Annotated in this window: 15 protein-coding genes; 9 read left to right on the forward strand and 6 right to left on the reverse strand. The window is 58.9% G+C overall.

Going from position 1 to position 14,155, the window contains the following annotated elements:
- The gene (locus tag AC3WP4_RS12480) at positions 1 to 1,182 is read right to left on the reverse strand and encodes an aminotransferase class V-fold PLP-dependent enzyme (RefSeq protein WP_102616730.1); all 1,182 of its coding nucleotides are present in this window, start codon (positions 1,180 to 1,182) and stop codon (positions 1 to 3) included.
- 36 nt (positions 1,183 to 1,218) lie between these two features.
- Positions 1,219 to 1,455, reverse strand: a complete 237-nt coding sequence (locus tag AC3WP4_RS12485) for a DUF3820 family protein (protein ID WP_007949456.1) — start codon at positions 1,453 to 1,455, stop codon at positions 1,219 to 1,221.
- A gap of 203 nt (positions 1,456 to 1,658) precedes the next feature.
- Here AC3WP4_RS12485 and AC3WP4_RS12490 point away from each other — a divergent pair, with 203 nt between their 5' ends.
- The 4 genes from AC3WP4_RS12490 (at position 1,659) to AC3WP4_RS12505 (ending at position 5,343) form a co-directional block, all read left to right on the forward strand.
- Positions 1,659 to 2,126 (forward strand): ferritin-like domain-containing protein, encoded by a 468-nt coding sequence (locus tag AC3WP4_RS12490; protein ID WP_102616731.1) that lies wholly within the window; start codon positions 1,659 to 1,661, stop codon positions 2,124 to 2,126.
- A gap of 161 nt (positions 2,127 to 2,287) precedes the next feature.
- Positions 2,288 to 4,276, forward strand: a complete 1,989-nt coding sequence (locus tag AC3WP4_RS12495) for an FUSC family protein (RefSeq protein ID WP_102616732.1) — start codon at positions 2,288 to 2,290, stop codon at positions 4,274 to 4,276.
- Complete coding sequence (locus AC3WP4_RS12500; protein WP_008151119.1) at positions 4,263 to 4,469, forward strand: DUF1656 domain-containing protein; 207 nt, start codon at positions 4,263 to 4,265, stop codon at positions 4,467 to 4,469. Before AC3WP4_RS12495 ends, AC3WP4_RS12500 begins: the two co-directional genes overlap by 14 nt.
- A gap of 10 nt (positions 4,470 to 4,479) precedes the next feature.
- Positions 4,480 to 5,343, forward strand: a complete 864-nt coding sequence (locus tag AC3WP4_RS12505; RefSeq protein ID WP_074879359.1) for an efflux RND transporter periplasmic adaptor subunit — start codon at positions 4,480 to 4,482, stop codon at positions 5,341 to 5,343.
- Between the two features lie 127 nt (positions 5,344 to 5,470).
- Here AC3WP4_RS12505 and AC3WP4_RS12510 read toward each other — a convergent pair whose 3' ends face one another.
- Positions 5,471 to 5,941: a MaoC family dehydratase gene (locus AC3WP4_RS12510; RefSeq protein ID WP_054044906.1), complete on the reverse strand. Its 471-nt coding sequence runs from the start codon at positions 5,939 to 5,941 to the stop codon at positions 5,471 to 5,473.
- A gap of 41 nt (positions 5,942 to 5,982) precedes the next feature.
- The gene (locus AC3WP4_RS12515; protein WP_102616733.1) at positions 5,983 to 6,927 is read right to left on the reverse strand and encodes an alpha/beta hydrolase; all 945 of its coding nucleotides are present in this window, start codon (positions 6,925 to 6,927) and stop codon (positions 5,983 to 5,985) included.
- 228 nt (positions 6,928 to 7,155) lie between these two features.
- Here AC3WP4_RS12515 and fadD2 point away from each other — a divergent pair, with 228 nt between their 5' ends.
- Positions 7,156 to 8,844 carry a long-chain-fatty-acid--CoA ligase FadD2 gene (fadD2, locus tag AC3WP4_RS12520; RefSeq protein ID WP_074879352.1) on the forward strand — a complete coding sequence of 563 codons (1,689 nt, stop codon included), beginning with the start codon at positions 7,156 to 7,158 and terminating at the stop codon, positions 8,842 to 8,844.
- Between the two features lie 361 nt (positions 8,845 to 9,205).
- Entirely contained in the window at positions 9,206 to 10,906 is a 1,701-nt protein-coding gene (gene fadD1 / locus AC3WP4_RS12525; protein WP_074879350.1) for a long-chain-fatty-acid--CoA ligase FadD1, read from the forward strand.
- Positions 10,907 to 10,972: 66 nt separating this feature from the next.
- On the opposite strand, the gene AC3WP4_RS12530 is transcribed toward fadD1, so the two are convergent.
- The gene (locus AC3WP4_RS12530) at positions 10,973 to 11,350 is read right to left on the reverse strand and encodes a hypothetical protein (protein ID WP_074879347.1); all 378 of its coding nucleotides are present in this window, start codon (positions 11,348 to 11,350) and stop codon (positions 10,973 to 10,975) included.
- Between the two features lie 199 nt (positions 11,351 to 11,549).
- Between AC3WP4_RS12530 and AC3WP4_RS12535 the strand changes: the two genes are divergently transcribed.
- The 3 genes from AC3WP4_RS12535 to def all read left to right on the forward strand — a co-directional run bounded on the left by AC3WP4_RS12535 (position 11,550) and on the right by def (position 13,405).
- Positions 11,550 to 11,741 (forward strand): CsbD family protein, encoded by a 192-nt coding sequence (locus tag AC3WP4_RS12535; RefSeq protein WP_074879345.1) that lies wholly within the window; start codon positions 11,550 to 11,552, stop codon positions 11,739 to 11,741.
- Between the two features lie 171 nt (positions 11,742 to 11,912).
- Entirely contained in the window at positions 11,913 to 12,869 is a 957-nt protein-coding gene (locus AC3WP4_RS12540; protein ID WP_074879344.1) for a YihY/virulence factor BrkB family protein, read from the forward strand.
- Positions 12,866 to 13,405, forward strand: coding sequence for a peptide deformylase (gene def / locus AC3WP4_RS12545; RefSeq protein ID WP_076028367.1), 540 nt, complete (start codon positions 12,866 to 12,868; stop codon positions 13,403 to 13,405). Before AC3WP4_RS12540 ends, def begins: the two co-directional genes overlap by 4 nt.
- Before the next feature lie 12 nt (positions 13,406 to 13,417).
- On the opposite strand, the gene AC3WP4_RS12550 is transcribed toward def, so the two are convergent.
- The gene (locus AC3WP4_RS12550) at positions 13,418 to 13,843 is read right to left on the reverse strand and encodes a GNAT family N-acetyltransferase (RefSeq protein ID WP_102616734.1); all 426 of its coding nucleotides are present in this window, start codon (positions 13,841 to 13,843) and stop codon (positions 13,418 to 13,420) included.
- Positions 13,844 to 14,155: the final 312 nt, after the last annotated feature.

The following is a 14,155-nucleotide window of genomic DNA, read 5'->3' on the forward strand; positions in this document are numbered from 1 at the left end:
TCAGCGCAGTTCGGTCAGCGCCCGGGCCAGCAAATCCATGTCTGCAGCCGTGGTGGTAAGCCCCGGGGTTATGCGAATGCACGGACCGCTCGCGGCACCACTGCGCGCCACGGTAAACAGGTTGTAGTCCTTGAGCAGCCGCTCGACCATTACCTGTTGATCGGCATGCCGGGTAAAGCGCATTGAAGTGATGCCGCAATACAGTCGCGGGTCGTCCGGGGTCATGACTTCGATCCCCGGCAACTCGCGTACCGCGCTCACCCAGCGGTTGCGCAGGTAATTGAGCCGAGCACCTTTGGCGGCGGAACCGCCCATGGCCTGATGCTCCTCGAACACCAGCGGCAGGGTCAGCAGCGCCGGGATGTTGGGCGTGCTGTACGGCGTGCGGGCGCGAATGTCGGTGACCGGGAAATGCATCTCGCCCATGTCCGGGTCGATGTCGGCCAGGCGTTCCGGGGCGATGTAAATGAAGCCCAGGGTCAGCGGCGCACCGATCCATTTGTGTAGGTTGAAACCGGCGAACGCGATGCCGAGATCGTCAAGATTGAACTGGAGCTGGCCGAGCGCATGGGCACCGTCAAGGATCACGTCGATGCCGTGTTCTTTGGCGGCGGCGGCAATGGCCTGCACCGGCATCACCAGCCCGGTACGGTGAGTGACGTGAGTCAGGGCCATCAGTTTGAGTCGCGGATAACGCACGAAGGCTTCGCGGTAAGTGGCCAGCAAGCTGTCGAAACTGGCGGGGTGCGAGTGTTCGATTTCGATCACTTCGACACCGCGATGACGAGCCAGCCAGCGCATGGCCCCTTTGACCGTGTCGTATTCCAGATCGCCTATCAGCACCTGATCGCCCGGGCTCAGACGGTTGTAGTTGCGGATCAGCGATTGCAGACCGTCCGAAGCGTTGCGGGTGAGGGCGACGGTGTCGGCGGGTACGCCCACCAGATCGGCGAGCTGTGCTCGGATCTCAAGGCTTTCGCCCTGTTCGAAGCGTTGTCGCACATACACCGAGTTGCTGCGATTGATCAGTTCGATGTTGCGCTGGTATTCCTCGACCACCGTGCGCGACATGCGCCCGAAGTACCCGTTTTCGAGGTTGACCGGGCCGGGTTCAACCGCGTATCGGTCGGCAAAGGTTCGCCAGAAGGCTTCATCACGGGCGCGGCGAGTGTTATCGGGCATGGGCTACTCAATCAGGGGCCAGGTCTGGGTGTCGGGTCAATGGCGAGGGGCGGGTTTGCCATGTTTGGCGCGCAGCGGCTCGAGCAACTCCGACAGGCCGTTATGATCGATTTCTTGCATCAAGGCCAGCAAACCGCCGAGTTCACCATGGGGGAAACCTTCGCGAGCGAACCAGTTCAGGTATTGGCCCGGGAGGTCGGCAATGATCCGGCCCTTGTATTTGCCGAAGGGCATTTCACGGGTAATCAACAGTTCAAGTTTTTCAGGATTCATCAATAAGTCGTCTTGATTCAAACAGTCTGGAAAATACAGGCATTCTGCATGCAGGCCAAATGACAGATCATGCAAAAAAAGCGGATAACGATCTGGCATAAAAAGATAAGTATTTGAAATATAAGGAATAAGTAATCAATTCAAAGCTGGCATGCAGGGTGCAACACCTATTGCATCTTTCATCAACCCGCGAGGAATTGAAAATGACCGACATGAATAAAGAAGCCATCTCTGTACTCAACGACCTGATTGAAACCTGCAAGGACGGTCAGGAAGGGTTCAAGACTTGCGCTGAAGACATCAAACACCCAGAACTGAAAACCCTGTTCATACAGCGTTCCGCCGACTGCGCCACTGCGGCTTCCGAACTGCAGGCCCAGGTACGTTCGCTAGGCGGCGATCCGGAAACGTCCACCAGCGTCAGCGGTGATATGCACCGTCGCTGGGTCGACGTGAAAGCGATGTTCACCGGCAAGGATGAAGAAGCCGTGCTGAACGAAGCCGAACGGGGTGAAGACCATGCACTGAAGGCTTACAAAGAAGCCATCGAAAAAATCAACAAATACAACCTGGTGGGCATTCGTGACCTGGTTGAACGTCAGTACCACGGCGTGCAACGCAATCACGATCAGGTAAAAGCCTTGCGTAACCAGGCGCGCGCACGCTCGTAAGCGATCGTTGCCTGTCAAAAACGCCAGCCAGTCTGGCGTTTTTTTTGTGTCCGGGAATTAGCACTGGACGCGTGTTAGTTAGCTAGCTAATAATTTGTTTATCAAGTGACTGAACCCGATCCCGACTATCGTTAAATCGCCTTTTTCCAAGAGTTCTTTACGTGCCTATCACCTTGCAGGCTCTGTTCGCGCCTGACCGCCGCGCCTTACAGTTCGCGATCAAAACCTTGATTGGCGGCGGCCTGGCGCTGTGGCTGGCATTACGCTGGGGTCTGGAGCAACCGGCCTGGGCATTGATGACAGCATTCATCGTCGCCCAGCCCTTGTCCGGGATGGTGGTGCAGAAGGGCCTGGCGCGGTTGTTGGGGACCCTGGTCGGGACGATCATGTCCGTGGTGTTCATGGGGTTGTTTGCCCAGACGCCTTGGCTGTTTTTGTTGGCCTTGGCGTTATGGCTGGGGCTGTGTACGGCCAGTTCGACCTTGCTGCGCAGCGCCTGGTCCTATTCGTTCGTGCTGGCCGGTTACACGGTGGCGATCATCGCGCTGCCGGCCATTACTCATCCGCTGACGGTGTTCGATCAAGCCGTGGCTCGCTGTACGGAAATCTGCCTGGGCATTCTTTGCGCCACCGCCGCCAGTGCGCTGCTCTGGCCGATGCGGGTCGAACGGCAACTGGCGGATCAGGCGCGGGCAGCGTGGCAAAGCGGTATGAACGCCGCGCGTGCAACCCTGGCCGGTGATGGTCAGGCACGCAAAGGCCTGCTGGAAATCCTCGGCAGGATCGTCGCCGTCGACGCCCAGCGCGAGCATGCCTGGTTTGAAGGAAGCCTGGGTCGCCAACGAGCGCGGGCGATCAGCGGCTTGAGCCAAAAACTGTTGATGCTGCTGCGTATCGCCCGTTCGGTGCGCCGTCAGTGGAAGCAATTGGAGCCTCAAGAGGCCGAGCAACTGTTGCCCTGGATGACCGAGGTTCAAGAGGCGCTCGACAGCGCGGATACCGCGACCCTGCAAGCGCTGCGTCCGAGGTTGCTCGACGCTTCCCACGACACGCACATCAGTTCTGCGCAGAGTTACTGCCTGGCTCGTTTCACCTTGTTGCTCGATACCGCCATGGCGGCCAGCGCTGCGTTGAACGCCGTCGAGGAGGGCAAGGAAGCGGTCGATCCACCGAGAACCCTGGCACCACACCGCGATCTGTCATTGGCGTTGATGTTCGGTGCCCGAAGTGCCTTGGCGTTTCTGGTGGTCTCGTGCTTCTGGTTGGCGACCGCCTGGCCCGCGGCCTCCGGCGCGCTGCTGTTGACGTGCGTGGTGTGTAGCCTGTTCGCCAGCCGCGAGAATGGCGCACAGATCGGCATGAGTTTTATGCGCGGGATCTTCCTGGCGATTCCGGCCGCGTTTATCGTCGGGCAGATTCTGTTGCCGCAATGGAGTGGTTTTGCCTTGCTGTGCATGGGCATGGGCGTGCCGTTGTTCCTCGGCGCGCTGGGCATGGCCAAACCGCAGATCGGTGCGACGGCCACCTCATTTTGTTTGCACTTCATCGTGCTGGTCTCACCGCTCAATGCGATGAACTACGATGTCGCGACGTTCTTCAACAGCGCTCAATCCATCGTGGTCGGCGTGGGTGCCGCCGTGCTGGCATTCCATCTGTTGATCCTGCGCGATCCGACATGGCATGGCCGGCGTTTGCTGGCGGCGACTCTTGCCGATCTGGTGCGCCTGACCCGGCGCAATCTGCGCGGTGCCGAAAGCTGGTTTGGCGGGCGCATGGCCGACCGTTTGCTGCAATTGGCGCGGCACTATCCCGAGCTGCCGGAACCGGCGCGCAGTCGCTGGGACGATGGCTTGCTCGGCCTGGACATCGGCGACGAATTGCTGCATTTGCGTTTGAGCCTGGCGGTGGCGCAGGCACCGGTCAGCGCGCCTCAGCGGCGTTATCTCGAACAGCTGGAAAAAATCCTCGAGCAAGGCCCGGCCGGCAGTCGCGCCGAAGCGTTGGCGCAACCGAGCGAAGAATTCTTGAAGACCTTGTACGCGTTGCCCCCCAGCGATGCGGTGAAACTGGCCCAAGGCGCGGTGCTGCAGTTGCAAAGCAGCTGGCGCGCCTGGTGCCGTCAACAGGAGCAAAGCCATGGGCTTGCGTGAGTGGTCGGTGGGTGGCGTGCTGCTCAGTCCGTTTCTGATTTATGTGCTGCTGGCGCTGCTCGTCACTGGAGCCTTGCGCATGCTCTTGCGCCTGACGCCGGTGGGCCGCTGGATCTGGCACGAAGCATTGTTTGATTGCGCCTTGTACGTCTGTGTATTGACCTTGATCACTGTCGTCCTCGGACCTTTATAAGGAGTTGAAAATGCGCACACCGATACGTGTCGCGGTGACCTTGTGCCTGGTGGCGGCGGCGATTTTTGCCGGCTTCCATTTGTGGCAGTACTACATGCTCACGCCTTGGACCCGGGATGCGCGGATCCGCGCCGACGTGGTGGTGATCGCGCCGGATGTCTCGGGCTGGGTGCGTGAGCTCAAGGCTTTTGATAACCAGCAGGTCAAGGCCGGCGATTTGTTGCTGAGCATCGACCGCGATCGTTTCGAAGCGGCGCTGGAGAAAGCCCAGGCGGTGGTGCAGACCCGTCAGCAGCAACTCAATCTGCGCGAACACGAAGCCAGCCGCCGCGCGGCCCTCGGTCCCCAGGCGATCAGTGCCGAGCTGCGCGAGAACGCGCAAATCAATGCCGGCATTGCCCGTGGCGAACTGCGTGAAGCCCAGGCCGAAGCCAAGGTTGCGCAACTCAACCTCACGCGCAGTCAGGTCCATGCGCCCCGCAATGGCCACATCACCAACCTGCGCCTGGCTGAAGGCAACTACGTGAATGCCGGGCAATCGGTGATGGCGTTGATCGACGATTCGACGTTCTATGTGCAAGCGTATTTCGAGGAAACCAAACTCCCGCGGATTCGTGTGGGCGATCCGGTGAAGATCTGGTTGATGAGCGCGGGGGAGGGGTTGCAGGGGCATGTGGAAAGCATCAGTCGCGGGATTACCGATCGCAACACCACACCGGACGGGCAGTTGCTGGCCGAGGTCGAACCGACGTTTAACTGGGTCAGGCTGGCGCAGCGGATTCCGGTGCGGATCAAGATTGATAAGTTACCGGAAGGGATGAATCTGAGTTCGGGGATGACGGCGAGTGTGCAGGTGCAGGAGGGTAACCGCTGATCGTTCCCGCGCTCTGCGTGGGAATGCCTCAACGGACGCTCTGCGTTCGGCTGTTGATGGGACGCGGAGCGTCCCGGGCTGCATTCCCACGCGGAGCGTGGGAACGATCAACGATCAGGTCCCCCAATCAGCCGATGCTGATCGCCGGCAAGACAGGCAACGTCACGGTCTGCTGCTTGCGCGGCGCCAGAATCTCCGCCTCGCCATCCACTACCAACTCATCGCGCTGGTTAAACACGCGAGTGGCAATCCGCACACGAAACTTGGGCAACTTCTCGAGGATCTCCAGGCGCACGGTCAGCGTGTCGCCAATCTTCACCGGCTTCTGAAAGCTCATTTGCTGACCGATATAAATAGTCCCCGGCCCAGGCAACTCGCAGGCAACGGCAGCGCTGATCAGCGCGCCGCTGAACATCCCGTGAGCGATGCGCTCCTTGAACATGGTGCCAGCGGCGAATTCAGCGTCCAGGTGCACCGGGTTGTGATCGCCGGACATCGCGGCGAACAACTGAATGTCGCGCTCTTCGACCGTCTTGCTGTAGCTGGCGGTCTGGCCGACTTCAAGGGCCTCGTAAGGGGTGTTGGTAACCTGGGTCATCTGTTTCGATTCCTGTCACGAATAAATAAATTCAAAAAAAACTATTCCGATCTGGGTGGCCGGCGGTGGCTCAGCGCCTGGGCGATCCAGTTCAACACGTCATTGATCACTTCATCGCGATTGCTCTCGTTGAACAGTTCATGCCGTGCCTGCGGGTAAATAGTCAGTTGCAGGCTCTGGCTGCCGGCAGCGCGCAGCGCATGGGCCAGATCCTTCAGACGCTTGCCATCGCTGACCGGATCACATTCACCGCCGATGACCAGCAACGGCAGGCCCGGATCAATCTGAGCGAGATTGGACGCTTTGCTGATTTGCTGCAACCCACCGAGCAAATCGATCCACAGCTGATTGGTGCAGCGAAAGCCGCAGAGTGGGTCATTGGCGTACAGGTCGACCTCTGTCGGGTCGCGGCTGAGCCAGTCGAACCGCGTGCGCACCGGTTTGAATTTCTTGTTGAACGAACCGAACGACAGCCATTCGATCAGCGCACTGCGACCCTTCGGCCCCTGACGCAAACGTTCCAGACGCGCAATCTGTCGCGCCGCGCGATAGAGCGCCACCGGTTGGAAGTTCGACCCGCTGAGAACGGCGCCGTGCAGGCTGGCGCTGTGGTGCAGCAGATAGGCCTGGGCGATGTAGCTGCCCATGCTGTGACCGAGCAGCACAATCGGCACCCCAGGGTGTTGTTGGCCGATGTGCTGGTTGAGGCTCGCCAGGTCGCCGACCACCTTGCACCAACCGTCATCGTCGGCGAAATGGCCGAGCGTCCCGTTTTCGGCAGTTTTGCCATGTCCACGCAAGTCCGGCGCATACACGCCGTATCCCTGCTCACAGAACTTTTCTGCCAGACGCGCATAGCGGCCGCTGTGTTCCGCCATGCCGTGGGCCAGCAGGATCACGGCTTTTAAAGGTGCGGCGGGCAGCCACTGGTTGACGAAGAGGCGGCTGCGGTCACTCGCGGTCAGCCAGAAAGTGTCGTGGATCATGGCGATTCCTTTGCTCAGGGTCGAAACAGTGTATAGCGCATCCCGTCGCTGGCGTCTGATCAGGCCACGCCACGGCAGCAAGATTCACACGATCAATGTCGACCGTGCGCATATTTGCCTGATTCGCCATAGCTGCTAGTGTCCGTGGAGTCCCGCTTTTTCGCTCTTTGTTTTTAAGAAGGGCAGAAAAGCGGCCCCGGATAGGTTCAGGTAAAGAGGACAAGAACAATGCAACCTGATTTCTGGAATGACAAACGCCCGGCCGGCGTGCCCCTGGACATCGATCAAGGGGCCTACAAGTCGGTGATCGAGGTGTTCGAGCGTTCCTGCAAGAAATTTGCTGACCGCCCGGCATTCAGCAACATGGGCGTGACCCTGACCTACGCCGAACTGGAACGCTACAGCGCAGCGTTCGCCGGTTACCTGCAAGCCCACACCGACCTGGTGCCGGGGGATCGCATTGCGGTGCAGATGCCCAACGTCCTGCATTACCCGATTGCCGTGTTTGGAGCCCTGCGAGCCGGATTGATCGTGGTCAACACCAACCCGCTGTACACCGCGCGGGAGATGCGTCATCAGTTCAAGGACTCCGGTGCCCGGGCGCTGGTTTACCTGAACATGTTCGGGCAGAAAGTCCAGGAAGTGCTGCCCGACACCGACATCCAGTACCTGATCGAAGCGAAGATGGGCGACCTGATGCCTACCGCCAAGGGCTGGCTGGTCAATACACTGGTGAGCAAGGTCAAGAAGATGGTGCCGGCGTACTCCTTGCCGCAGGCCACTTCCTTCAAGAGCGCGCTGCACCTGGGCCGGGGCCTGGGCATCAAGCCACTAAAGATCGGGCTCGACGACATTGCCGTGCTGCAATACACCGGCGGCACCACCGGGCTGGCCAAGGGCGCGATGCTGACCCACGGCAACCTGGTGGCCAACATGCAGCAAGTGCGGGCGTGCCTGGAGCAGTTCGGCAATGACGGCCAGCCGCTGTTGCGCGAAGGGCAAGAGGTGATGGTCGCGCCGCTGCCGCTGTACCACATCTATGCCTTCACCGCGAATTGCATGTGCATGATGGTTTCGGGCAACCACAACGTGCTGATCACCAATCCGCGAGACATCAAGGGTTTCATCAAGGAACTGAAGAACTGGCGGTTCTCGGCCCTTTTGGGACTCAACACGCTGTTCGTCGCGCTGATGGATCACCCGGATTTCAAGACCCTGGATTTCTCCAGCCTCAAACTCACCAACTCCGGCGGCACCGCATTGGTCAAGGCCACGGCCGAGCGCTGGGAACAGCTCACCGGTTGCCGCATCACCGAAGGTTACGGCCTGACCGAAACCTCGCCGGTGGCTTGCACCAACCCGTACGGCGACAAGTCGCGCCTCGGCACGGTCGGCCTGCCAGTGCCGGGCACCACGCTGAAAGTCATCAACGATGAAGGCGTCGAGCAGGCGCTGGGCGAGCGCGGTGAACTGTGCATCAAGGGCCCGCAGATCATGAAGGGTTACTGGCAGAAACCTGAAGCCACCGCCGAAGTGCTGGATGCCGAGGGCTGGTTCAAGTCGGGCGACATCGCGGTGATCGATCCGGACGGTTTTGTGCGCATCGTCGATCGCAAGAAAGACATGATCATCGTCTCGGGTTTCAACGTGTACCCGAACGAGATCGAAGACGTGGTGATGGCTCACCCGAAAGTCGCCAACTGTGCGGTGATCGGGGTGCCGGACGAGCGTTCGGGGGAGGCGGTGAAACTGTTTGTGGTGGCCCGTGAAACGGGGGTCAGCCTTGAAGAGCTGAAGGCTTACTGCAAGGAAAACTTCACGGCGTACAAAGTGCCCAAGCACATCGTCTTGCGTGAGTCGTTACCGATGACGCCGGTGGGCAAGATCTTGCGGCGGGAGTTGCGTGATATCGCCTGAGTGGTGAATGGCCGCGCTTTGCGCGGATCGCGGGCAAGCCACGCTCCCACAAGGTTCTCGGTGATCCTGTGGGAGCGGGCTTGCCCGCGATGCTTTTAGAGGGCGAAAAGCCCGGTTTACAAGGCTTTCAAGGCTGTATAGGATTTTTGCTCTAAAATGACCGCCTGCTATTCTTGAGTCATTAAAGTGACTGTAGAGGCGGTTTTTGGCTCTAGTCGGCCCTTGGCAAAGCTGCTACTCTCGGCGCGCTTTTGTGACTTCTCGGCCTATATAAAAGCCAGATTCACCAATAAAAAACACACACCAATAATAATCGCATCAAATGCGGTGATGAATTCGCGTTGCTGAGGAGTGGGCTTCCATGATCGAAGACTTTTGGAAGGATAAGTACCCTGCCGGGATTGCTGCCGAGATCAATCCAGACGAGTATCCGAATATTCAGGCGGTGTTGAAGCAGTCCTGCCAGCGCTTTGCCAACAAACCGGCGTTCAGCAACCTGGGCAAGACAATCACCTACGGTGAACTGTACGAATTGTCCGGTGCCTTTGCCGCTTACCTGCAACAGCATACCGACTTGCAGCCGGGCGATCGAATCGCCGTGCAGCTGCCCAACGTGTTGCAGTACCCGGTCGCCGTCTTCGGTGCCATCCGCGCCGGGCTGATCGTGGTCAACACCAACCCGCTGTACACCGCGCGGGAAATGGAACACCAATTCAACGACTCCGGTGCCAAAGCCCTGGTCTGCCTGGCCAACATGGCGCACCTGGCCCAGCTCGTCGTGCCGAAAACCGGCGTCAAGCACGTGATCGTCACCGAAGTGGCCGACTTGCTGCCGCCGCTCAAGCGCCTGCTGGTCAACAGCGTCATCAAATACGTGAAGAAGATGGTCCCGGCGTATCACTTGCCCAAGGCCATCAAGTTCAACGACGTATTGAGCAAGGGCCATGGCCAGCCAGTCGCCGAAGCCAACCCGGCCAGCAGCGACGTTGCCGTGCTGCAATACACCGGCGGCACCACCGGCGTGGCCAAGGGCGCGATGCTGACCCATCGCAACCTGGTGGCGAACATGCTGCAGTGCAAGGCGCTGATGGGTTCCAACCTCCATGAAGGTTGCGAGATCCTGATCACGCCGCTGCCGCTGTACCACATCTATGCCTTCACCTTTCATTGCATGGCGATGATGCTGATCGGCAACCACAACATCCTGATCAGCAACCCGCGCGATTTGACGGCGATGGTCAAGGAACTGTCGAAGTGGAAGTTCAGCGGTTTCGTCGGGCTCAATACGCTGTTTGTCGCGTTGTGCAACAACGAAGCCTTCCGCAAGCTGGATTTCTCTGCACTGAAAGTCACCCTGTCCGGTGGCATGGCCCTGCAACTGGCCGCCGCCGAGCGCTGGAAAGCGGTCACCGGTTGCGCCATCTGCGAAGGTTACGGCATGACCGAAACCAGCCCGGTGGCCACCGTCAACCCAATCCAGAACATCCAGATCGGCACCATCGGCATTCCGGTGCCCTCGACCCTGTGCAAAGTCATCGACGATGCCGGCGTTGAACAGCCGTTAGGCGAAATCGGCGAGTTGTGTGTGAAAGGTCCGCAAGTGATGAAGGGTTACTGGCAGCGTCAGGACGCCACCGATGAAATCCTCGACAGCGAAGGCTGGTTGAAGACCGGTGATATCGCGCTGATCCAGCCTGACGGTTACATGCGCATCGTCGATCGCAAGAAAGACATGATTCTGGTCTCCGGTTTCAACGTGTACCCGAACGAACTGGAAGACGTGCTCGCGACCCTGCCGGGCGTGCTGCAATGCGCAGCCATCGGCGTGCCGGACGAGAAGTCGGGCGAGGCGATCAAGATCTTCATCGTCGCCAAACCGGGCGTGACGCTGACCAAGGAACAGGTGATGGAGCACATGCGCGCCAACGTCACCGGCTATAAAGTGCCGAAAGCCGTGGAATTCCGCGATGCGCTGCCGACCACCAACGTCGGCAAGATCCTGCGCCGCGAGTTGCGCGACGAAGAGCTGAAGAAGCTCGGCGTCAAGAAGGTCAGCGCATAACCAACAAAAGCCCCGCAGATGCGGGGCTTTTTGTTGGCTCTCTTGTGGCGAGGGAGATGTGTGAAGTTACAGGCGGAACGGCGCGAAATTGACGTTGGTACCCGCCGGGCGCATGTCCTGGAGGTACGAGTCCTTGTCGGCGCTCAGTTCCAGGCTCAAGGCCGCTTTGCGTTTACCTTCGTTGCGCACCACCAGGCCTTCGAGCTTCTCGCGCAGGAATACCGTCGGCACTTTCAGGTGCAGCAGTTCGTCGGTTTCCGGGGTGTGCATCAGCAGGTGAACCCACTCGTACTGACCAACGGCCAGGCGCGCGACCGGAATATCGAACCACCAGATGTTGCGGTTGCGGTTCAATTCGGTGAAATGGCAGTTGTTGACGCCAAGCACAGCACCGCCAAGTTCCTGGTTTCTGCGGGCAATGGCCTGCTTTTTATCGAGTTTCATAACATTCCTACGGGATTGGATCTTCAGCGCCATGGCCTGAATACGTTGCGCATTCTCGGGGGTTGGCCGGCAAACATAAAGCCCAACCTGCATTGAACGATGAAATGTCGCCGTGAAAATAAATGAAACTCCGCGCAAACGCTTCCGGTCAATCCTTGTGTAACGACTTTTCCGTTGAATTGTTCAGAGGAGAAACACCATGAGCAGCACTGGCGATAAAGTAAAAGGCATGGCCAACGAAGCCGCCGGCAACGTCAAGCAAGGCGTCGGCAAGGCCACCGGTAACGAAAAGATGCGCTCTGAAGGCGTCGCTCAGGAAAGGAAAGGCGAAGCCCAGCAAGCGGTCGGCAAAGCCAAGGATGCTCTTAAAAAAGGCATCGACAAGGCCTGATCAGGCCTTTGATGAGCAACAGAAACGGCCATCCGCGGATGGCCGTTTTTGTGTCGGCCTGAACTTGCACAAGGAAATTGTTTCAAACTCGCCAAGTACGCTACTTTGATGTAGAAAACGGCCCCTGAGTCGCCACGACTTCAACCAAATTTGCGGCGAAAGGAGACGCTAATGTTTTTCCCACACATGAAAGGCCAGCGCCTGCACCGTGTCATGGTGCGCACGATCACCGAATTCGTCGACGACGAGATGTCCACCTATGCCTCGGCATTGGCCTATCAGATGCTGTTCTCGCTGTTCCCCTTCATTCTGTTCCTGATCGCCTTGATCGGTTTCCTGCACCTGCCTGATTTTTTCTCCTGGCTGCGCCTGCAATCGGAACTGGTTCTGCCGCCCCAGGCGCTGGAGCAGGTGAACCCGGTCATCGACCAGCTCCAGCAATCCAAGGGTGGCTTGCTGTCAGTCGGTATCGTGATTGCCCTGTGGACTGCGTCCGCCGGTGTGCGGCTGATGATGAGTGCGATGAACGCCGCCTACGACGTGGTCGAAGGGCGGCCGGCGTGGAAGCGTTTCCCGCTGTCGATCATCTACACCATCGGCATCGCCGGCATGCTCTTGATCGCTGCTGCGCTGATGGTGCTCGGGCCGCAGGTGATGGGCTGGATCGCCGCGCAAGTCGGCCTCGAAGATTTCATCGTGACCCTTTGGACTATCGTGCGCTGGCCGGTGGTCGTGATTCTGATGATGATGGCGGTGGCGCTGATCTACTACGTCATGCCCGACGTCAAACAGGAGTTTCGCTTTATCACCCCGGGCTCGGTGCTGGCGGTGGTGGTGTGGATCCTTGCATCGGTAGGCTTCGGTCTGTACGTCAAAACATTCGCCGACTACAACGCCATGTATGGCAGTATCGGCGCGATCATCGTGCTGTTGCTGTACTTCTATATTTCCGCCGCGGTGCTGTTGCTCGGCGCGGAGATGAATGCCGTGATCGAACACATGTCGACCGAGGGCAAGGATGATGGCGAAAAATTCCCCGGCGAGCACAGCCACGAACCCAAACAACATGTGTCGGGACTGGGTCGGGACCACTCGATCAAGCCGACCAATGACGAAGTCATCAAATGATCCGTGAAATCCTCAAAATGGGCGATGAACGCCTGCTGCGCATTGCCCCGCCGGTGCCTGCCGAAATGTTCGACAGCCCGCAGCTGTGGCAATTGATCGACGACATGTTCCAGACCATGGAAAGCGTTGGGGGCGTTGGCCTGGCTGCGCCGCAGATCGGCGTCGACCTGCAACTGGTGGTTTTCGGTTTCGAGCACAGCGAACGCTACCCGGACGCCGAAGCGGTGCCGCAGACAATCCTGATCAACCCGCTGATCACGCCGTTGAGCCCGACGCTGGAAGAGGGTTTCGAAGGTTGCCTGTCGGTGCCCGGCTTGCGTGGCGCGGTGGATCGCTATCAGCACATTCGGTACGAAGGTTTCGATCCCAAGGGGCAGCCGATTGTGCGCATCGCTTCAGGTTTCCACGCGCGGGTGGTGCAGCATGAATGCGATCACCTGATCGGCCGGTTATACCCCTCGCGAATTACCGACTTCAGCAAGTTCGGGTTTACCGAAGTAATGTTCCCGGATCTCGATCCGAACGCAGACGATTGATTCGAAAACACCTCAAGTCGAACTCTCCAACGGATTCAGGCCCATGGCGATCATCGGTTTGCTCCGCGCGTAACGGCTCAAACGTTCCGCCATGGAGTAGGGCAGTGGCGGATCGAAGGTAAAGCCGCGACGTTCATAAAACCCGCGCAAATCTGGATGACAAAACAGCCACACCGGGCCTTCAAGCTCCTTGAGCGCTTCGGCGATCAACGCCGCAGCGATGCCCTCTTCACGACAAGCCGGATCGACGAACAAACCCGTCAGCCAGTGCCCGTCCGCCACCGGTCGCAAACACAGTGCGCCAATGATCTCCTCGCGCCTGGCCACCCAGAGTCGAGCGTCGCGGACGGCTTTCATCGACGATTGGTGAGCGCGATAAAACTTGTTCATCAAGGGCCACAAAGGCTCGGCGAGCAAGGTGTACTGGGTGTTGGGCATGGTCTTCGACTGTCGGTGCGCAAAGCGGGCGATTATAAAAGAACGTGCGCGCAGCGATAGGTGTATACCTGATCTCACATCCCGTATGAGTGGAGTAAGTATCATGGCCAAAGGCATGGATTCAAAAAAAGCGGCAAAGAAAAAACCGGCAAAAACCGCCGACGAAAAACGCGCGGACAAGAAGGCCAAGAAGGTGGATGTGTTCGGTCATTGATCCCGCATTGATTGATCGCTTGATCGTTCCCACGCTCTGCGTGGGAATGCAGCCCGTGACGCTCCGCGTCACTGGACGCAGAGCGTCCCTAGAGGCAT

The sequence above is a fragment of the Pseudomonas sp. FW305-20 genome (genome assembly GCF_058788075.1).